Raw genomic sequence first — 19,471 nt, 5'->3', positions numbered from 1 at the left:
GACACGGGGGCCATTGCGTTGGCACTCTCCTTGACGGAGTGCTAGCCGAGGAATAACCTGCGATTAGCACTCTCACCCTGAGGGTGCCAACGCCCGGGCCCTGGTGTCCGGGGGTTGAACGCCAGGCGGACCGGCACCCGCGACGACGGCCCCGCCCGGTGGCATGTGGCAGATTGACGCCGGTCGGCGTGCCGACCGGCAACGAAACCAGTACCCCAGGAGGGTATGCCCGTGACTACCGCGACCAAGGTTGCGATCAAGCCGCTCGAGGACCGGATCGTGGTCCAGGCGAACGAGGCTGAGACCACCACGGCGTCGGGCATCGTGATCCCCGACACCGCCAAGGAGAAGCCGCAGGAGGGCACCGTCCTCGCTGTCGGCCCGGGCCGGATCGACGACAAGGGCAACCGCGTTCCGATCGACGTGAAGGTCGGCGACACCGTCCTGTACTCGAAGTACGGCGGCACCGAGGTCAAGTACGCCGGCGAGGAGTACCTGGTGCTCTCCGCCCGCGACGTCCTCGCGGTCATCGAGAAGTAAGCAACCGATCAGTGTCGTTGCCCCGGTCCGGCTCGCCGGGCCGGGGCAGCGTCGCTTCGAAGGGATACCGATGGCGAAGATCCTCAGCTTCTCGGACGACGCCCGGCACCTGCTCGAGCACGGTGTCAACGCTCTCGCGGACGCGGTCAAGGTCACCCTCGGCCCGCGCGGGCGCAACGTCGTCCTGGACAAGAAGTTCGGTGCACCGACGATCACCAACGACGGCGTGACCATCGCCAAGGAGATCGAGCTCACCAACCCGTACGAGAACCTCGGCGCGCAGCTGGTCAAGGAGGTGGCGACCAAGACCAACGACGTCGCCGGCGACGGGACCACCACCGCGACCGTGCTGGCCCAGGCGATGGTCCGCGAGGGCCTGCGCAACGTCGCGGCCGGCGCCAACCCGGCCGGCCTCAAGCGGGGCATCGACGCGGCGGCGAACAAGGTCTCCGAGGCCCTGCTCGGCCGGGCCGTCGAGGTGGCCGACAAGGAGTCGATCGCGCACGTCGCGACGATCTCCGCACAGGACGCCACCATCGGCGAGCTGATCGCCGAGGCGATGGAGAAGGTCGGCCGCGACGGTGTCATCACCGTCGAGGAGGGCTCCGCGCTCACCACGGAGCTGGAGGTGACCGAGGGCCTCCAGTTCGACAAGGGCTTCATCTCGCCCAACTTCGTCACCGACGTGGAGGGGCAGGAGTCGGTCCTGGAGGACCCGTACATCCTGATCACCACCCAGAAGATCTCGGCGATCGAGGAGCTGCTGCCGCTGCTGGAGAAGGTCCTCCAGCAGAACAAGCCGCTGCTGATCATCGCCGAGGACGTCGAGGGCCAGGCGCTGTCCACCCTGGTGGTCAACGCGATCCGCAAGACCCTCAAGGTCTGCGCGGTGAAGGCTCCCGGCTTCGGCGACCGCCGCAAGGCGATGCTGCAGGACATGGCGATCCTGACCGGTGCCGAGCTGGTCGCCCCGGAGCTGGGCTACAAGCTCGACCAGGTCGGCGTGGAGGTGCTCGGCACCGCCCGCCGCGTGGTGGTCGACAAGGAGACCACCACCGTCGTCGACGGTGGTGGTCGGGCCTCCGAGGTCGCCGACCGGGTCGCCCAGATCCGCAAGGAGATCGAGGCCTCGGACTCCGAGTGGGACCGGGAGAAGCTGGCCGAGCGGCTGGCGAAGCTCTCCGGTGGCGTCGCGGTCATCAAGGCGGGCGCGGCCACCGAGGTCGAGATGAAGGAGCGCAAGCACCGCATCGAGGACGCCATCGCGGCGACCAAGGCCGCGGTGGAGGAGGGTACGGTTCCGGGCGGCGGCGCCGCCCTGGCCCAGATCCTGCCGGCGCTCGACGACGACCTCGGCTTCACCGGTGACGAGAAGGTCGGCGTCTCGATCGTGCGCAAGGCGCTGGTCGAGCCGCTGCGCTGGATCGCCCAGAACGCCGGCCACGACGGCTACGTGGTGGTGCAGAAGGTCGCCGGCAAGGAGTGGGGCCACGGCCTCGACGCCGCCAAGGGCGAGTACGTGGACCTGGTCAAGTCCGGCATCATCGACCCGGTGAAGGTGACCCGCAACGCGGTCACCAACGCCGCCTCGATCGCCGGCCTGCTGCTCACCACCGAGAGCCTGGTGGTGGAGAAGCCGGAGAAGGCCGAGCCGGCCGCCGGCGGTGGCCACGGCCACGGCCACGGTCACGGCCACCAGCACGGCCCGGGCTTCTGATCCCCGTACGGCCTGAGTCAGGGCACACCGCCCACGCGGTGTGCCCTGATCCGTATCTGCTTACGGAACGCTGACGTGGCTGGCGGTCGGCCGCTGGGCGCGCCCACACTGGTCGGCGTGAGCAGCATGTCCCGCCGCCGGGCGGCGCTGGCCGGGGTCACCGCCGCGGCCGTGGCGATCGGCTCCGCCGAGCCGGTGGCCGTCCTCACCGGGCCCCGCTCGGCGCCGCTGATCGCGGTCGGCGGCCTGGTGGTCGACCTGGTGCCCGAGCCGCTCAAGCAGTTCGCCATCGCGCTCTTCGGCCGGTACGACAAGATCGCCCTGCTGGTCGGGACGGCGGTGCTGCTGGCCGCGTTCGCCGCGCTGCTCGGCGTGCTCGCGGCCCGGCGACGCTGGGCCGGCCCGGCCGGCATCGCCGGGTTCGCCGCCCTCGGGGTGGCCGCCGCGCTGACCCGGGCCGGCGCGGACGCCGCCGACGCGCTGCCCTCGCTGGTCGGCGGCGGGCTGGGGGCGCTGACGCTCTGGGCCTTCGTCGCCGGCCCGCTGCGGGTGGATCCGGGGCCGGCGGGCCCGGCCACACCACACCGGGCCACCTCACCCGGGCCCACCCCACCCCCGGCCGTCGCCGCGCTCGCGCGGGAGGAGCCCGTCGCGGGGTGGGAGCCGCTGGAGAGCGGGGATCCGGGGCCGCGGCGGCGGTTCCTGCGCGACGTCGGCCTGCTGGCCGGGACGGCGGCGGTGGCGGGGCTCGGCGGGCACTGGCTGGCCGGCCGGCGGGGCGTCTCGGCGGCCCGGCAGGCGGTGGCCCTGCCCGCCCCGGTGGCGCCCGCCCCGCCGGTGCCGGCCGGCGCGGACCTGTCGGTGAGCCGGCTTGCCCCCTACGTGACCCCGAACCAGGAGTTCTACCGGATCGACACCGCCCTGGTGGTGCCGCAGGTGGACCCGGCGACCTGGCGGCTGCGCATCCACGGCCGGGTACGCAAGCCGATCGAGTTGAGCTTCGCCGACCTGCTCGCCCGGCCGATGGTCGAGCGCTACGTGACGCTGGCCTGCGTCTCGAACGAGGTGGGCGGGGACCTGATCGGCAATGCCCGGTGGCTCGGCGTACCGATCAAGGAGTTGCTGGACGAGGCCGAGCCGGAGGAGGGCGCGGACCAGGTGGTCGGGCGCTCGGTCGACGGCTGGACCTGCGGCACCCCGACGGCGGTGCTGCGGGACGGTCGCGACGCGCTGCTCGCGGTCGGCATGAACGGCGAGCCGCTGCCGGTCGAGCACGGCTTCCCGGTGCGCATGGTGGTGCCCGGGCTCTACGGGTACGTCTCGGCGTGCAAGTGGGTGACCGAGCTGGAGCTGACCCGCTTCGCCGACTTCGACGCGTACTGGGTGCCGCGCGGGTGGTCGGCGCAGGCGCCGATCAAGACCCAGTCGCGGATCGACACGCCGCGCCCGCGCAACCGGCTCACCGCCGGCCCGGTCACGGTCGCCGGGGTGGCCTGGGCTCAGCACCGGGGCATCCGGACCGTCGAGGTACGCGTCGACGGCGGCCCCTGGCAGCAGGCGACGCTCGCCCCGACGGTCTCGGTGGACACCTGGGTGCAGTGGTCGTGGCGCTGGGCCGCCACCCCGGGCGAGCACACCCTCCGGGTACGCGCCACCGACGCCGACGGCGAGACCCAGCCGGGGGAGCGGCGGCCGGTCGCGCCGGACGGGGCCACCGGCTGGCACACGGTGCGGGTGACCGTCGGCTGAACCGGCCGGCGGACGCCGGGTCGATCTCCACGACGGGCACGTGCGCGGCGAGGGTGGCCGCCGCGGGTGGCTGGCGGCGCGGGGCCGGAGAGGCCCTGCTCGCTCGCTGTGGAGCTGATGTCGTGAACGACTCATGCGCGTGCCGAGTCGTTCGTGATGTCAGCTCGAAAGGGAGCGAGAACCTGTCTCCCCGCGCGGAGCCGGCGTCGCCTGGCGGGTCCGGCCCGACGGCGCACACACGACGCCGCGCCCCGGAGTTCGGGACGCGGCGTCGGGATGGCCGGTGTCGGCCGGTCAGGCGACCTTGCGCTGTTCCGGCACGGTGGACCTGTGCGGCTGGCCGAGCCGGGCCTCCAGCCGGGCCACGTCGACCCGGGTGTGCCGGCGGTCGGCGAGGTCCTCCCAGCCGAGGGCGAGCAGCCGGAGCCGCTCCGCCTCGCTGAACCCGCCCCACACGCCGTACGGCTCGCGGACCGACAGGGCGTGGGCGGCGCACTCGGCCCGTACCGGGCAGGCCCGGCAGACGGCCTTGGCGCCGGACTCGCGGCGCAGCCGCGAGGAGCCGCGCTCGCCGTCGGGGTGGAAGAACTGAGCGCTGTCCCTCCCCCGGCAGGCACCGAGCCGCTGCCAGTCCCACAGGTCGACAATGGGTCCAGGCAGTCTGCGTACGTTCGACATCAGCACCCCTCCTCCCGCGCGGCACCGCGGAGAATCCTTCGTGGCCAGCTACCGGTCGGCGGTCCGCGCGGGACACCCGTTTCCGGCCTGACCCCTCGTACCCGGGCTGTCCAGCGCTCACACATCTTTGATCGAAAACCTCGGACGGTTGGTGGCATATGCCCCATCTGTCGGAAAAGTTCTGATGATTGCCCGGAACCTCCTCCTGACCCGGCCCCGCCGTGGTCTGCTCTGAGTCGGAGAGGAGACGACTGTGCGTAGCGTTCTCGTATGCGTTCGGACACCAATCGCGGCCCAGCACCTGGCCTCCGCGGCGGCGCGGCTCGGGCTGTCCGGCGTCGTCCGGACGGCGGTCTCCGATCCCGAGGTGATGTTGCGGCTCGCCGAACGCCCCGTCGACGTGGTGCTCGCCGACACCGCCCTCACCCGGCCGGACAGCGCGGGCTTCGTCCGGCGGGTGCTCGCCCGGGCGCCCCAGGCCGCGGTGCTGCTGCTCGGAACCGAGGAGTCGGAGGCGGCGGCGGCCACCATCAGCGCCGGAGCGCGTGGGCTCATCCAGGGTGCCGACCATGATCTGACCAGCGCGGTGGCGAAGGCCCTGCTGCTGCTCGCCGCTCCCGGACGGGCGGCCAAGCACCGGGTGACCGACCCGGCCCGGGACACCGCGGCGGTCGGCGGGACGGCCCGCTCGGCCGCGCCGGGGCGTACCCCCGCCGGACCGGCGCCGGCCTGGTCGGCGGGCCCGCCGGAGGTGCCGGGCGGCGCGCCCACGGTGGTGCCGGTGCAGCGGGGCGAGGACGCCCCCGATCCGGCCGATGCCGAGCCGGCGCCGGCGGGCGGTCCGCAGCGTGCCACGCCCAACGCCCGCAGCGCCATCGGGCTGACCGAGCGGGAGCTTCAGGTGCTGCTCGGCATGGCCGAGGGGAAGAGCAACGCGGAGATCGGGCGGGAGTTGTTCGTCTCGGAGGACACCGTCAAGACGCACGCCCGCCGGCTGTTCCGCAAGCTGGGCGCCCGGGACCGGGCGCACGCCGTGGCCGCGGGCTTCCGCGCCGGCCTGGTCGCCTGAGCGGCACCGGCCGGGCGGTCAGTCCTCGGCGGACGGGTCGTCCTCGGTGCCCTCGGTCAGGGTGTCGTGCACGCCGTCCGCGTAGCCCCGGGCGTAGTCCCAGCTGACGTAGTGGTCCGGGTCCGGGTCGTAGGCCGGCTCGTGCACCCGCGGGCGCCCGGAGTTGAGCAGGTGGCGCAGGTTGCCCCGGAGCAGGTCCCAGTCGAAGTAGTGCGGCTCGCGGCAGTCCTCGCACTCGATGACCAGGCCACGCACCCCGATCGGCTGGAGCAGGGCCTGGTAGATCTCCAGGTCGGCGAGGTCCTCCAGGACATCCTGCCGCTCGACCTCGGTCAGCGGGTCGAGCGGGTCGTCCGCGCGCGGGTCGTGCAGGCTGGCAGCCGGATCGGCCGGGTCGCCGTTGAACGGGTCGATGGGCTCGTCGTGCACCCCCTCACCGTAGTCCCCGCCACACCGAAAAGTCCGCCCCCGGGACTCCCTGTGGCGCCGCCTACCCTGGCCCGCCGCTGCCGGGACCCGCGCTGGTTGGTGGGTACGATGAAGCGACGCGCCGTCATCTCGGCGTGCGCCGGTCCAGGCGCGCGCCGCCTCGCTGAAGCCCGTCCGAAACAGCTCAGGGGAGCAATCGTGGAGAATTCGCCCAGCACCGACCTTACTGCCGGCGTCGACGGCGGCGAGCTGGGCGGTCACCTGCCCGAACTGCCGGCCGGCTCGGCGCGGGTGGTGCCGCTCGGGCTGACCTTCGACGACGTGCTGCTCCAGCCCGGCGAGTCGGACGTCGTCCCGAGCCGGGTGAACACCCGCACCAAGCTCACCCGCACCGTCGAGCTCAACATCCCGCTGCTGTCCAGCGCGATGGACACCGTCACCGAGGCGCGGATGGCGATCGCCATGGCCCGCCAGGGCGGCATCGGTGTGCTGCACCGCAACCTCTCCGTCGAGGACCAGGCGCTCCAGGTCGACCTGGTGAAGCGCTCCGAGTCCGGCATGATCACCAACCCGGTGACCGCCAGCCCGGACGACACCCTCCGCGAGGTCGACTCGCTCTGTGGCCGCTACCGCATCTCCGGCGTGCCGGTGGTCGACGGGCAGGGCGAGCTCGTCGGCATCGTCACCAACCGCGACATGCGCTTCGTCTCCGACCCGTCCACCCCGGTCCGCGAGATCATGACCCGCACCCCGCTGGTCACCGCCCCGGTCGGGGTGAGCAAGGACGAGGCGCTGGCGCTGCTCCGGCAGCACAAGGTGGAGAAGCTGCCGATCGTCGACGACTCGGGCAAGCTGCGTGGCCTGATCACGGTCAAGGACTTCACCAAGAGCGAGCAGTACCCGAACGCCACCAAGGACTCCGCCGGCCGGCTCCGGGTCGCCGCCGCGATCGGCGTGGGCGAGGACGCGTACAAGCGGGCCCGCACCCTGGTCGACGCGGGCGTCGACGTGCTGATCGTGGACACCGCGCACGGCCACCAGCGCGCCGTGCTGGAGATGGTCGCCCGGCTCAAGAAGGACGTCGCCATCGACATCGTCGGCGGCAACGTGGCCACGTACGCCGGTGCGAAGGCGCTGGTCGACGCGGGCGCGGACGGCGTCAAGGTGGGCGTCGGCCCCGGCGCCATCTGCACCACCCGGATCGTGGCCGGGGTGGGCGTACCGCAGATCACCGCGATCATGGAGGCCGCCCGGGCGGCCCGCCCGGCCGGCGTGCCGGTGATCGGCGACGGCGGCATCCAATACTCGGGCGACATCGCCAAGGCCCTGGTGGCCGGCGCCGACACGGTGATGCTCGGCGGCCTGCTGGCAGGCAGCGAGGAGAGCCCGGGCGAGCTGCTCTTCATCAACGGCAAGCAGTACAAGGCGTACCGGGGGATGGGCTCGCTCGGCGCGATGCAGTCCCGCGGCCAGGCCAAGTCGTACTCCAAGGACCGCTACTTCCAGCAGGACGTGACCAGCGACGAGAAGCTGGTCCCGGAGGGCGTCGAGGGCCAGGTGCCCTACCGGGGCCCGCTCGCCCAGGTCGCCCACCAGCTCGTCGGCGGGCTGCGGCTGGCGATGGGGTACGCCGGTGCCGAGAGCATCCCGGAGTTGCACGAGCGTGGCCAGCTCATCCGGATCACCGCGGCCGGGCTCAAGGAGAGCCACCCGCACGACATCCAGATGACGGTCGAGGCGCCCAACTACCACACCCGCTGACCATCACCCCCAACCACCTGGAGTCCCCATGCGTGACGTGGTCGAGATCGGGCTGGGCAAGACCGCGCAGCGCGGCTACCACCTGGACGAAATCGCCATCGTGCCGAGCCGCCGCACCCGGGACGTCGACGACGTCTCCACGGCCTGGCAGCTCGACGCCTACCAGTTCGGCATCCCCTGCGTCGGGCACCCGTCCGACGCGACCATGAGCCCCTCCTCGGCAGTGCAGCTCGGCCAGCTCGGCGGCCTGGGCGTGCTCAACGTCGAGGGCCTGTGGACCCGGTACGAGAACCCGACCAAGGTGCTGGAGGAGCTGGCCGGCCTGGACGAGGAGGCGCGGGCGACCAAGCGGCTCCAGGAGGTGTACGCCGAGCCGATCCGTCCGGACCTGATCGCCGAGCGGGTCCGCGAGCTGCGGGCCGGGGGCGGCACGGTGGCCGTCCGGGTGTCCCCGCAGCACACCCTCGCGCTCGCCCCGGTGATCCTGGACGCCGGCGTGGACATCCTGGTCATCCAGGGCACGATCGTCTCCGCCGAGCACGTCTCCACCACCGACGAGCCGCTGAACCTCAAGGAGTTCATCGCCGACCTCGACCTGCCGGTCATCGTCGGCGGCTGCACCGACTACAAGACCGCGCTGCACCTGATGCGTACCGGCGCGGCCGGCGTGATCGTCGGCATCGGCGGCGACGACTGGTCGACCACGGAGTCGGTGCTCGGCATCCGGGTGCCGATGGCCACCGCCATCGCCGACGCCGCCGCGGCCCGCCGGGACTACCTGGACGAGACCGGCGGCCGGTACGTGCACCTGATCGCCGACGGCGACATCCAGACCTCCGGCGACATCGCCAAGGCGCTCGGCTGCGGCGCGGACGCGGTGATGCTGGGCGAGCCGCTCTCCCGCTGCGCGGAGGCCCCGGCCGGCGGTGCCTGGTGGCACTCGGCGGCCAGCCACCCGTCGCTGCCGCGCGGTGCGTTCGAGGTGGCCGGCGAGCCGCTGGGCGCGATGGAGAAGCTGCTCTTCGGCCCGGCCGACGAGCCGGACGGCCAGCTCAACCTCTTCGGCGGCCTGCGCCGGGCGATGGCCAAGTGCGGCTACCGCGACCTCAAGGAGTTCCAGAAGGTCGGCCTGGTCCTCGACCGCTGACTCGACCGGCGACGGCGCGGGTGTGGATTCGGTCTCACCCGCGCCGTCGCGCGTCTAGGCTCGGCGGATGACACGGGGGCGGCGCTGGTCGGCGGCGGTGCTGGCGGTCGCGCTGCTGGCGGGCGGGTGCACCGACGAGGACGCAAACGCGCGGTTCAGACCAGGGGCGGCCGACCTCGGCGACCCGTACGTGCCGGGGGCCGGCAACGGCGGCTACGACGTCGCCCACTACGCGCTGCAGGTCCGCTACGACCCGGCCAGCGACCGGCTCACCGGCCAGGCCACCGTCACCGCCACCGCGACCGCCGGGCTGTCCCGGTTCCAGTTCGACCTCGCCGGCCTCACCGTCGACCGGGTACGCGTCGACGGCGCCCCGGCCACCCACCGGCGGGACGGCAACGAGCTGGTGGTCACCCCGGCGCACGGGCTGCCGGCCGGGAAGCGGTTCACCGTCGAGGTGGCGTACGGCGGGGTGCCGCAGCCGCTGCCCAGCGGCGAGCTGGGCGACGGCGGCTTCCACGCCACCGGCGACGGGGCGATCGCGCTCGGCCAGCCGGAGTCGGCGAGCACCTGGTTTCCGGTCAACGACCACCCCTCCGACAAGGCCACCTACGACCTCGAGGTGACCGTCCCGGACGGGCTCGCCGCGCTGAGCAACGGGGTGCCCAAGGGACAGTCCAGCAAGGACGGCTGGACCACCTGGCGCTGGTCCGAGGGGTCGCCGATGGCCAGCTACCTGACCACCCTGGTGATCGGGAACTACCGGGTGTCGACCGGCACGCACGCCGGGAAGCCGCTGGTCACCGCGGTCGCCGCCGGGTTGCCGGCGGACGGGCCGGCTGCCCGGGCGCTGGCCCGGACCGGCGAGGTCGCCGACTTCCTGGCCGGGCGGTTCGGGCCGTACCCGTTCGACGCGTACGGCGGCATCGCGGTTGCCGACGAGCGCATCCGGTACGCGCTGGAGACCCAGACCCGGCCGGTCTACGGGCCGGGCTTCTTCCGGGGCGGCCGGCCGAACACCGAGGTGGTGGCGCACGAGCTGGCCCACCAGTGGTTCGGCGACAGTGTCTCGCTGTCGCGGTGGAGCGACATCTGGCTCAACGAGGGCTTCGCCACGTACGCCGAGTGGCTCTGGAACGAGCACGACGGCGTCCGCACCGTGGCGCAGGCCGTCGCCGACCGGTACGCGGTGACCGACTGGACGAAACCGACGGTGGACCCGGGCCGGGCGGCGATGTTCGGCGACGCGGTCTACCAGCGCGGCGCGCTGGCCGTGCACGCGCTGCGCCGCGCGGTCGGCGACGAGACCTTCTTCCGCATGCTGCGCGGCTGGTTGGCCGAGCGGCGGAACGGCACCGCCACCACCGCCGACTTCATCGGCTACGCGGAGCGCGTCGCCGGCCGGTCGCTGCGCCCGCTCTTCGACGCCTGGCTGGTCGGTGCCACCGCGCCGGCCCTGCCGTGACGCGGGCGTGATCATCGATCGGTAGGCTGCCGCGGGCGGAGCGGCCCGGGCAGGCGAAGACGGGCCGAGGAGGGATCGAGGGCGATGACGCGGGCACGGCGGAGCGGACGACGACGCCTCGGGCTGCTGGCCTGCGGCACGCTGCTGCTCGCCGGCTGTGGCTCGGCCGACCCGGCCGCGACGCCGACCGTCGGGCCGCCCAGCGCGACGGCCGCGCGGACCTCCGGGCCGGGTGCGGCCGGGGCTGGCGACGCCTACTTCCCGAGCTACGGCAACGGCGGCTACGACGTCACCCACTACACCGTGCGGGTGCGCTACGACCCGGCCAAGGACCAGCTCACCGGCACCACCGAGGTGCGGGCCACCGCGACGGCGAACCTATCCGCGTTCAACCTGGACCTGGCCGGGCTGACCGTGCGGTCGGTGACCGTGGACGGGGCGCAGGCCGCCCACGCCCGCACCGACGACGAGCTGGTGGTCACCCCGGCCACCGGCCTGACCTCCGGCAACGGCTTCGTCGTCCAGATCAGGTACGACGGCGAGCCGGCCGCCCTGCCCAACGACGCGCTCGGCGAGGGCGGCTGGCTGCACACCGCCGACGGGGCGATCGCGCTCGGCCAGCCGGAGTCGGCGAGCACCTGGTTCCCGGTCAACGACCACCCCTCCGACAAGGCCACCTACGACTTCGAGATCACCGTGCCGAAGGGGCTCACCGCGGTCAGCAACGGTGTCCCGAAGGGACGGACCACCCGGGGCGACTGGACCACCTGGCGCTGGTCGGAGGGGTCGCCGATGGCCAGCTATCTGGCCACGGTGGCGATCGGGAAGTTCCGGGTGACCACCGGGGAGCACCGGGGACGGCCGGTGTACAGCGCGGTCACCACGAAGGTGGCCGAGGGCGCGCCGGACCGGTCGATCGCCCGGACCACCGAGGTCGCCGACTACCTGGAGAGCGTCTTCGGGCCGTACCCGTTCGACGCGTACGGCGGGGTGGTGGTCGCCGACGACCGGATCCGGTACGCGCTGGAGACGCAGAGCCGCCCGGTCTACTCGGCCAGCTTCTTCCGGCAGGGCGACAACACCGGGGTGGTCGCGCACGAGCTGGCCCACCAGTGGTTCGGCAACAGCGTGGCGCTGCAGAAGTGGCAGGACATCTGGCTCAACGAGGGCCTGGCCACGTACGCCGAATGGCTCTGGGCCGAGCACACCGGCCAGTCCACCGTCCAGCGCACCTTCGACCAGAAGTACGCGGGTGCCTCGGGGCAGGTCTGGCGCACGCCGCCGGGCAAGCCGGGGGTGGCGAACCTGTTCAGCCAGTCGGTGTACGAGCGGGGCGGCATGACCGTGCACGCGCTGCGGGTGGCCGTCGGCGACGCCGCCTTCTTCTCCATCCTGCGGACCTGGGCGGAGGAGAAGAAGAACGGCAACGCCACCACGCAGGACTTCGTGGCCCTGGCCGAGCGGATCTCGCACAAGAAGCTCGGCAAGCTCTTCGACGCCTGGCTCTACGACACCGAGCGGCCGGCCGCACCGAAGCGGCTGTGAGGAAGGGCCGCGGTCAACGCCGGCACCGCGGGCCGTTCCGGCCGACCGTGGTCAGGTCTTGATGCGTAGCGCCGGGTGCGCGGTCAGGAACGCGTCCGCGGTGCCGCCGCGCAGCGCCGCCAGGAACTGCCGGCCCACGGGCTGGAGCTGCTCGCCGCGGTAGGACCCACCCTTGCCCACCGCGTCGCCAGGAAGTCCGACCAGGACGAAACCGTCGGCGGGCAGCCCGCCCAGGGCGTACGCGAACTCCACCAGCCGGCGCCCGCCGCCGGCGTACACCAGGGTGTCGCCGAGGGCGGCGGCCACCTGGTCGACCCGCGCCGGGTCCCGGGCCAGCCCCTGGTCGAGGATCTTCCGGGCCAGCGCCCGGATGAGCTGCTGCTGGTGGCGCTGCCGGGTGTAGTCGCCGCCGGCGGTGTAGCGCTGCCGGGCGTAGTCCAGCGCCTGCCAGCCGGTCAGGTGGCGGTCGCCCTTCTCGTAGACCATCTGCGGGCCGGTGTAGGTGCTGCCGGCCCGGTCCCGGTAGCGCCCGTCGGGCCGGCGGTGGATCGAGGCGACCCGCTGGTCCACATAGAGGTCCACGCCGCCGAGGATGTCGACCAGCTTGTCGAATCCGCCGAAGTTGATCACCGCGCCCGCGTCGATGCGCAGGCCGGTGTACCGGCTGACCGTGGTGCGCAGCAGTTCGTACCCCTGGGCGGTGCTGGGGTGGGCCTTGTCGCCGGGAACCCGGCTGCCGTAGCTCATCGCGTGGGTCAGCTTGGTCCGGCCGCCCGGGTAGCCGGACTTCGGGAAGGCCGGGATGTCCACCACCAGGTCGCGGGGGAGGGAGAAGAGGTACGCCCGGTCCAGCCCGGCCGGCACGTGCAGGACCAGCACGGCGTCGCCGTGCGGTTCCCAGCCGGGCACGGTGACCCGGGTGTCCACCCCGACCAGCAGCAGGTTGAGCGGGCCGGTGAGGTCGGCGCCCGGCGGCGGGGTGGGGCTGGCCGGGGTCGGGCTCGGGGTGCCGGCGGACGCCGTGGGCGTGGCCGCGCCGGCGGCGGGGCCGGGCGAGGCGCCGGGGGACGGGCGGGAGACCAGCCGGGCGGCCACCACCGCCCCGGCGGCGACCAGCAGTACGGCCGTCAGCGCGGCCAACCCCAGTGGCCAGCGTCGTCTCGGTGTCGCGCCCGGCATGGTGGACCCCTTCCCCGATGTCCACTCGACGCGTCAGGGGGCGCCGCTGGTTGCATGGCCCGGCTCCCGGCCCGTCGAGCGCTCTGCATGATCTCCGAAAACTGGCCCTGGCGCGATGGCTACTCGTCGGTAATGATGCGTTCATGCGGTACGACGTGGTGGTCGTCGGGTCCGGATTCGGGGGCAGCGTCACCGCGCTCCGCCTGGCCGAGAAGGGCTATCACGTCGGCGTCCTGGAGGCCGGCCGGCGGTTCGCGGACGAGGAGTTCCCGGAGACCTCCTGGCGGGTCCGGCGCTTCCTGTGGGCGCCGAAGCTCGGCTGCTACGGCCTCCAGCGGATCGACCTGCTGCGCTCGGCCGACCGGCAGGCCGGTGGCGGGGTCCTGGTGCTCTCCGGAGCCGGGGTGGGTGGCGGCTCCCTGGTCTACGCGAACACCCTCTACGAACCCCTCGACGCGTTCTACGCCGACCCGCAGTGGCGGGACATCACCGACTGGCGGGACGAGCTGGCCCGGCATTACGACCAGGCGAAGCGGATGCTCGGCGCCACCACGTACCCGGTCCGCACCGGCGCGGACAAGGCGATGCGGGCGGTGGCCGAGCGGATGGGGGTGGGGCGCTCCTTCCACGCCACCCCGGTGGGCGTGCACCTCGGCCGGCCCGGCGAGCGGGTGCCCGACCCGTACTTCGGTGGGGCCGGGCCGGACCGGACGGGCTGCCGCCACTGCGGCGAATGCATGACCGGCTGCCGGCACGGCGCGAAGAACACGCTGGTCAAGAACTACCTGTGGCTCGCCGAGCGGCTCGGCGTCCAGGTCCATCCGCTGACCACGGTGACCGCGGTCCGGCCGGCCACCGGCGGCGGGTACGACGTCCACGCCGTGCGCACCGGCGCCTGGGTGCGCCGGCGCCGCCAGGTGATCCACGCCGACCAGGTGGTCTTCGCGGCGGGCGCGCTGGGCACCCAGCGGCTCTTGCACGAGATGCGGGCCACTGGTGCGCTCCCCGGGCTCTCACCCCGCCTCGGCGAGCTGACCCGGACCAACTCGGAGGCGATCCTGGGCGCCTCGGTCGCCCCACGGCAGGCCCGGCAGCGCGGGCTCGACTTCACCGAGGGGGTGGCGATCACCAGTTCGTTCCACCCGGACCCACAGACCCACATCGAGCCGGTCCGCTACGGCCGGGGCTCGAACGCGATGGGCCTGCTCCAGTCGCTGCTGGTCGACGGCGGCCCGCACCGGGTCCGGCGCTGGCTGGGCAGCATCGTCCGGCAGCCCCGGCTGGCGGCCCGGCTGCTCTCGGTGCGCGGCTGGTCCGAGCGGACCGTGATCGCCCTGGTCATGCAGTCGGTCGACAACTCGCTCACCACCCGGGTCCGGCGCGGGTGGTTCGGTCGGCGGCTGGTCTCCGGCCCCGGGCACGGGGCACCCAACCCGACCTGGATCCCGGCCGGCAACCAGGCGGTGCGGCTGCTCGCCGAGGAGATCGACGGCACGCCCGGCGGGGCGATCACCGAGCCGTTCAACATTCCGATGACCGCGCACATCCTCGGCGGGGCGGTGATCGGGGCCACCCCGGAGCGTGGGGTGATCGACCCGTACCACCGGGTCTACGGCCACCCTGGGCTGCACGTGGTGGACGGCGCGGCGGTGTCGGCGAACCTGGGGGTCAACCCGTCGCTGACCATCACCGCCCAGGCCGAGCGGGCCATGTCGTGCTGGCCGAACAAGGGCGAGGCGGACCCCCGGCCGCCGCTCGGGTCGGCGTACCGGCGGCTCGACCCGGTCGCCCCGCACCGGCCCGCCGTCCCCGGGCACGCCCCCGCCGCGCTGCGCTGAGGGGGTCGCCCGGAGGGCTGTCATCGACCTCACGGCGGGACGCGGCCGGGCCGCGCCCGGTCCGGCGGTGACTGTCGGTAGGCTTGCTGCACATGAGCACGCCTCGCCCCGTCCTCGTGGTGGACTTCGGAGCCCAGTACGCCCAGCTCATCGCGCGCCGCGTACGCGAGGCGAAGGTCTACTCGGAGATCGTCCCGCACTCCATGCCGGTCGCCGACATGCTGGCGAAGAACCCGGCCGCGATCATCCTGTCCGGCGGCCCGGCCAGCGTCTACGCGCCGGGCGCCCCCCAGGTCGACGCCGACATGTTCCAGTCCGGGGTCCCGGTCTTCGGCATCTGTTACGGCTTCCAGGCGATGGCCCAGGCGCTGGGCGGCACCGTCGCGCGGACCGGCAACCGGGAGTACGGCGGCACCCCGCTGCACGCCCGCCCGGAGGCCGGTGTGCTGCTCCGCGATCTCCCGGACGACCTGCCGGTCTGGATGAGCCACGGTGACTGCGTCACCGAGGCGCCGACCGGTTTCACGGTCACCGCCGAGTCCGCCGGCGCGCCGGTCGCCGCGTTCGAGGACCTGGTCGGCCGGCGGGCCGGCGTGCAGTTCCACCCGGAGGTCGGGCACACCGCCCACGGCCAGGAGATGCTCACCCGCTTCCTCTACGACATCGCCGGGATCGAGCCGACCTGGACGCCCGAGAACATCATCGACGACCAGGTGGCCCGGATCCGGGAGCAGGTTGGCGACAAGGAGGTCCTCTGCGCCCTGAGCGGTGGCGTCGACTCCGCGGTCGCCGCGGCGCTGGTGCACAAGGCCATCGGCGATCAGCTCACCTGCGTCTTCGTCGACCACGGCCTGCTCCGGGCCGGTGAGGCCGAGCAGGTGGAGAAGGACTACGTCGCGGCCACCGGCATCAAGCTCAAGGTGGTCGACGCCCGGGAGCGGTTCCTGGGCGCACTGGCCGGGGTGACCGACCCCGAGCAGAAGCGCAAGATCATCGGCCGCGAGTTCATCCGGGTCTTCGAGGCCGCCGCCCGGGAGATCGCCGCGCACGGCGACGTCGAGTTCCTGGTGCAGGGCACGCTCTACCCGGACGTGGTGGAGTCTGGCGGTGGCACCGGCACCGCCAACATCAAGAGCCACCACAACGTGGGCGGCCTGCCGGAGGATCTGAGGTTCGCGCTGGTCGAGCCGCTGCGCACGCTGTTCAAGGACGAGGTCCGGGCGCTCGGCCTGGAGCTGGGGCTGCCCGAGGCGATGGTGTGGCGGCACCCGTTCCCCGGCCCGGGCCTGGCCATCCGGATCATCGGCGCGGTCGACGAGGAGCGGCTTGCCCTGCTCCGCAAGGCCGACCTGATCGCCCGGCAGGAGCTGTCCGCCGCCGGGCTGGACCGGGGCGTCTGGCAGTTCCCGGTGGTGCTGCTGGCCGACGTGCGCAGCGTCGGTGTGCAGGGTGACGGGCGCACGTACGGGCATCCCGTGGTGCTGCGCCCGGTCTCCAGCGAGGACGCGATGACCGCGGACTGGTCCCGGCTGCCCTACGAGGTGATCGCCCGGATCTCCACCCGGATCACCAACGAGGTCGCCGAGGTGAACCGGGTGGTCCTGGACGTGACCAGCAAGCCGCCGGGCACCATCGAGTGGGAGTGATTCGGGCTCAGGCCGCCGGCGGCTGAGGAGCGGTCCCGGGCGCCGGCTCCGGCGTGGGTCCGGCCGGCGGGGTCGGCCCGGCCTGCGGCGCGGGCGGGGCGGGCGCGGTCTGCGGCGTCGTCCCCGCGTGGGTGGGGGCGGCGGTCGCCTGCGGGACCGGCGGCCAGCCCGGCGCGGTGCCCGCCGGGTGCGGCCAGGCGGGGGCGCTCGCCGGCTCCTCCGGCATCAGGAACCACATGATCGGGTACGCCAGCGCGGCGAGCCCGCCGGTGAGCAGGGTGGCGACGGCGAAGACCACCCGGACCAGGGTGGGATCGACGGCGAAGTAGCGGCCGAGGCCGCTCGCGACGCCGGCGACCATCCGGTCGGTGGTGGGACGACGGAGCTGCTTGTACGGGGCGTGAGGGGTGCTCTGGTAGGTCATGCGTCCACGGTCCCGCGCGGTGTGCCGGACGACCTCGGTGACCGCCCGGACTCCTACCCTGACCGATCCCTGAGGCGCCAGCAAAGAGTCAGGAATCTGACTCTTTTCGATGGACGTAACGGTAGCGGGGGAGAATTTTGTCCCGTGACCACCTCGCTGGAGCCGCTCCGCAGGATCGCGGCATACGCAGTTTGTGCTGATTCAGACGACCGAGTGTTGCTGGTCCGCGCATCGGACCGCTCCGGCACCCCCGGCACCTGGTCCCTGCCCGGCGGGGCGGTCGATCATGGTGAGGACCCCAACCACACGGTCGTCCGGGAGACCGCGGCCGAGACCGGGCTCTCGGTCGCCGTCGCCGGCCTCCGGGACGTGATCGCCGACATGCGGGCGCTGCCCGAGCGGGGCATCACCATCCACACCGACCGGCTGCTCTACACCGTCTCGGTGCGCGGCGGGACGCTGACCGCACGGGAGGGCCGGCCGACCGACCTGGCCCGCTGGTTCACCCTCGACGAGGCCAGGGAGCTGCCGCTGCGGTCGTTCACCGCGCGGGCCCTGGGCCTGCCCTCCGCCACCGGGGACATCGTCCCGGAGGAGGTCCCCGAGTTCCCCTCGTTCTACGCGGTCCCCGGGCCGGACGGGCTGCACCGGGCGCAGCGCTTCGCCGCGTACGCCGTGGTGACCGACCCGGAGGAGCGGGTGCTGCTCACCCGGGTCTCCGACGGGTACCCGGGCGCCGGCTGCTGGCACCTGCCCGGCGGCGGCACCGACTACGGGGAGCAGCCGGGCGCCGCGCTGATCCGCGAGCTCGTCGAGGAGACCGGGCAGACCGGCCGGCTGGTCGAGCTCCTCGGCGTCGCCAGCCACCGGGACGCGGCCTCGCTCGGCCCGGAGGGCTACCCGATCGACTGGCACGGCGTACGCGCCTTCTACCGGGTGGTCGTCGACCAACCGGCCCCGCCCACCGTGGCCGACATCGGCGGCTCCACCTGCGAGGCCCGCTGGTTCCGCCGCGAGGAGTTGGGTGCCCTCCCCACCGACCGCCTCACCGAGGTCACCGCCGAGGCCGTCCAGGCCGCCCAACTCATCTGATCGTCCCCCCCCCCCCCCCGCCGGCCCGTCAGCCCTCGGTGATCATGAGGTTGACGGTGCGGTACGTCCATCGCCAGGCCGCTAACCTCATGATCGACGCAGGTGGCGGCGACGGGAGTGGTGCGGGGTGGAGGAACGGCGGCGGATCGGGGCGTACGGGGTGTTGCGGGACGCCGACGGGCGGGTGCTGCTCGTGCGGGGGTCCGCGGCCTGTCCGTACCCCGGGGTGTGGCAGCTGCCCGGGGGTGGGCTGGAGCACGCCGAGCACCCCGCCGACGCGGTGTTGCGGGAGTTCGCCGAGGAGACCGGCCTGGCCGTCGACGTGACCGGGGTGCGGGCCGCGGTCGCAGACGTCGCCACCTTCCGGGACGCCGGTGTCACCGTGCACACCGACCGGCTGGTCTTCGACGTCGAGGCGCGGAGCGGGACGCTTCGCCCGGAGCCCTCCGGGGGCAGCGACGAGCTGGGCTGGTACACGTCCGCGGGGGCGGCGGCCCTGCCGCTCATGCCGTTCACCGCCGAGCTGCTCGGGCTGCCGGTCACGCCGCTGCCGTCGGAGTTACCCCGGGCCCTGCCGCTCGGGCAGGCCGCCCCGGCACCCGCCGACCGCCGGCAGCGCTTCGCCGCGTACGGGCTGGTCACCGACCCGGCCGGGCGGGTGCTGCTCACGATGATCGCCGACGGGTATCCGGGGGCCGGGAAGTGGCACCTGCCCGGCGGTGGCACCGACCACGGCGAGCAGCCGGCGGCCGGGCTGCTCCGCGAGCTGGTGGAGGAGGCCGGCCAGCTCGGCCGGGTGGTCGACCTGCTGGCGGTGGACAGCCTGCACAACCCCGCCGCGCTCGGCCCGGAGGGACGGCCGATGGACTGGCACAGCGTCCGGGTGATCTACCGGGTACGCGTCGACGCCCCGACCGAGGCGGTCGTCACAGAACTGGCCGGCGGGTCCACCGCGCGCGCCGCCTGGTTCGGTCCGGACCGGGTGGGCGGCCTGCGGATGACGGACGTGGCGGCCCGGGCAACCGGACATCGGCGCAGGTGACACCCGCTCGTCGGCTCGGGGTGGGCGGCCTCCGGTACAGTCGGGGGTACTTGGCGAACGAAAACGGGCGATGACGCCCGAGATGGGAAGATCTGAGCGATCCGCGCGGTTAAGGGAGTTATAAGTACCGCCGGCAGCTATCGCCAAGCC

16 protein-coding genes are annotated in these 19,471 nt (G+C 73.5%); 12 read left to right on the top strand and 4 right to left on the bottom strand.

All coding sequences use genetic code 11. The features are described from left to right. Nucleotides 1-225: 225 nt before the first annotated feature. The 3 genes from groES (at nucleotide 226) to ACGF4F_RS14870 (ending at nucleotide 4,006) form a co-directional block, all read left to right on the top strand. Nucleotides 226-540 (top strand): co-chaperone GroES, encoded by a 315-nt coding sequence (gene groES, locus ACGF4F_RS14880; protein WP_018222648.1) that lies wholly within the window; start codon nucleotides 226-228, stop codon nucleotides 538-540. 70 nt (nucleotides 541-610) lie between these two features. Continuing rightward, nucleotides 611-2,257 carry a chaperonin GroEL gene (groL, locus tag ACGF4F_RS14875; protein ID WP_357438043.1) on the top strand — a complete coding sequence of 549 codons (1,647 nt, stop codon included), beginning with the start codon at nucleotides 611-613 and terminating at the stop codon, nucleotides 2,255-2,257. Between the two features lie 117 nt (nucleotides 2,258-2,374). Continuing rightward, entirely contained in the window at nucleotides 2,375-4,006 is a 1,632-nt protein-coding gene (locus tag ACGF4F_RS14870) for a molybdopterin-dependent oxidoreductase (RefSeq protein WP_357438040.1), read from the top strand. Between the two features lie 294 nt (nucleotides 4,007-4,300). Here the strand turns inward: ACGF4F_RS14870 and ACGF4F_RS14865 are convergent, their stop codons facing one another. Continuing rightward, complete coding sequence (locus tag ACGF4F_RS14865; RefSeq protein WP_357438037.1) at nucleotides 4,301-4,684, bottom strand: WhiB family transcriptional regulator; 384 nt, start codon at nucleotides 4,682-4,684, stop codon at nucleotides 4,301-4,303. A 253-nt stretch (nucleotides 4,685-4,937) separates the two neighbouring features. Here ACGF4F_RS14865 and ACGF4F_RS14860 point away from each other — a divergent pair, with 253 nt between their 5' ends. Continuing rightward, nucleotides 4,938-5,753: a LuxR C-terminal-related transcriptional regulator gene (locus ACGF4F_RS14860; protein WP_357438034.1), complete on the top strand. Its 816-nt coding sequence runs from the start codon at nucleotides 4,938-4,940 to the stop codon at nucleotides 5,751-5,753. 18 nt (nucleotides 5,754-5,771) lie between these two features. Here the strand turns inward: ACGF4F_RS14860 and ACGF4F_RS14855 are convergent, their stop codons facing one another. After that, complete coding sequence (locus ACGF4F_RS14855; RefSeq protein WP_357438031.1) at nucleotides 5,772-6,182, bottom strand: DUF5319 domain-containing protein; 411 nt, start codon at nucleotides 6,180-6,182, stop codon at nucleotides 5,772-5,774. Nucleotides 6,183-6,380: 198 nt separating this feature from the next. On the opposite strand from ACGF4F_RS14855, the gene guaB reads away from it, so the two are divergent. From guaB to ACGF4F_RS14835, 4 genes are all read left to right on the top strand, one after another. After that, nucleotides 6,381-7,943 (top strand): IMP dehydrogenase, encoded by a 1,563-nt coding sequence (gene guaB, locus ACGF4F_RS14850; RefSeq protein ID WP_357438028.1) that lies wholly within the window; start codon nucleotides 6,381-6,383, stop codon nucleotides 7,941-7,943. 28 nt (nucleotides 7,944-7,971) lie between these two features. Then, nucleotides 7,972-9,090: a GuaB3 family IMP dehydrogenase-related protein gene (locus ACGF4F_RS14845; protein WP_357438025.1), complete on the top strand. Its 1,119-nt coding sequence runs from the start codon at nucleotides 7,972-7,974 to the stop codon at nucleotides 9,088-9,090. Nucleotides 9,091-9,157: 67 nt separating this feature from the next. Beyond that, nucleotides 9,158-10,555 carry a M1 family metallopeptidase gene (locus tag ACGF4F_RS14840; protein ID WP_357438022.1) on the top strand — a complete coding sequence of 466 codons (1,398 nt, stop codon included), beginning with the start codon at nucleotides 9,158-9,160 and terminating at the stop codon, nucleotides 10,553-10,555. Nucleotides 10,556-10,639: 84 nt separating this feature from the next. Next, nucleotides 10,640-12,100: a M1 family metallopeptidase gene (locus tag ACGF4F_RS14835; RefSeq protein ID WP_357438019.1), complete on the top strand. Its 1,461-nt coding sequence runs from the start codon at nucleotides 10,640-10,642 to the stop codon at nucleotides 12,098-12,100. A 51-nt stretch (nucleotides 12,101-12,151) separates the two neighbouring features. Here ACGF4F_RS14835 and ACGF4F_RS14830 read toward each other — a convergent pair whose 3' ends face one another. Continuing rightward, nucleotides 12,152-13,279: an LCP family protein gene (locus ACGF4F_RS14830; RefSeq protein WP_357438016.1), complete on the bottom strand. Its 1,128-nt coding sequence runs from the start codon at nucleotides 13,277-13,279 to the stop codon at nucleotides 12,152-12,154. A 143-nt stretch (nucleotides 13,280-13,422) separates the two neighbouring features. Here ACGF4F_RS14830 and ACGF4F_RS14825 point away from each other — a divergent pair, with 143 nt between their 5' ends. Further along, nucleotides 13,423-15,117 carry a GMC family oxidoreductase gene (locus tag ACGF4F_RS14825; RefSeq protein ID WP_357438014.1) on the top strand — a complete coding sequence of 565 codons (1,695 nt, stop codon included), beginning with the start codon at nucleotides 13,423-13,425 and terminating at the stop codon, nucleotides 15,115-15,117. 92 nt (nucleotides 15,118-15,209) lie between these two features. After that, nucleotides 15,210-16,763 (top strand): glutamine-hydrolyzing GMP synthase, encoded by a 1,554-nt coding sequence (gene guaA, locus ACGF4F_RS14820; RefSeq protein ID WP_357438011.1) that lies wholly within the window; start codon nucleotides 15,210-15,212, stop codon nucleotides 16,761-16,763. Nucleotides 16,764-16,770: 7 nt separating this feature from the next. On the opposite strand, the gene ACGF4F_RS14815 is transcribed toward guaA, so the two are convergent. Then, on the bottom strand, nucleotides 16,771-17,187 hold the full coding sequence (locus tag ACGF4F_RS14815) for a PspC domain-containing protein (RefSeq protein WP_357438009.1): 417 nt from the start codon (nucleotides 17,185-17,187) through the stop codon (nucleotides 16,771-16,773). Nucleotides 17,188-17,331: 144 nt separating this feature from the next. Here ACGF4F_RS14815 and ACGF4F_RS14810 point away from each other — a divergent pair, with 144 nt between their 5' ends. Together ACGF4F_RS14810 and ACGF4F_RS14805 are read left to right on the top strand one after the other, a co-directional pair. Then, nucleotides 17,332-18,279 (top strand): NUDIX domain-containing protein, encoded by a 948-nt coding sequence (locus tag ACGF4F_RS14810; RefSeq protein ID WP_357438006.1) that lies wholly within the window; start codon nucleotides 17,332-17,334, stop codon nucleotides 18,277-18,279. Nucleotides 18,280-18,406: 127 nt separating this feature from the next. Next, the gene (locus ACGF4F_RS14805) at nucleotides 18,407-19,321 is read left to right on the top strand and encodes an NUDIX hydrolase (RefSeq protein WP_357438003.1); all 915 of its coding nucleotides are present in this window, start codon (nucleotides 18,407-18,409) and stop codon (nucleotides 19,319-19,321) included. Nucleotides 19,322-19,471 lie beyond the last annotated feature (150 nt).

It is taken from the genome of Micromonospora sp. NPDC047740, assembly GCF_043204735.1.
Classification (GTDB): domain Bacteria; phylum Actinomycetota; class Actinomycetes; order Mycobacteriales; family Micromonosporaceae; genus Micromonospora.
Note: the sequence above shows the minus strand (reverse complement) of the source record. Positions and strands in the feature narration are given on the sequence as shown.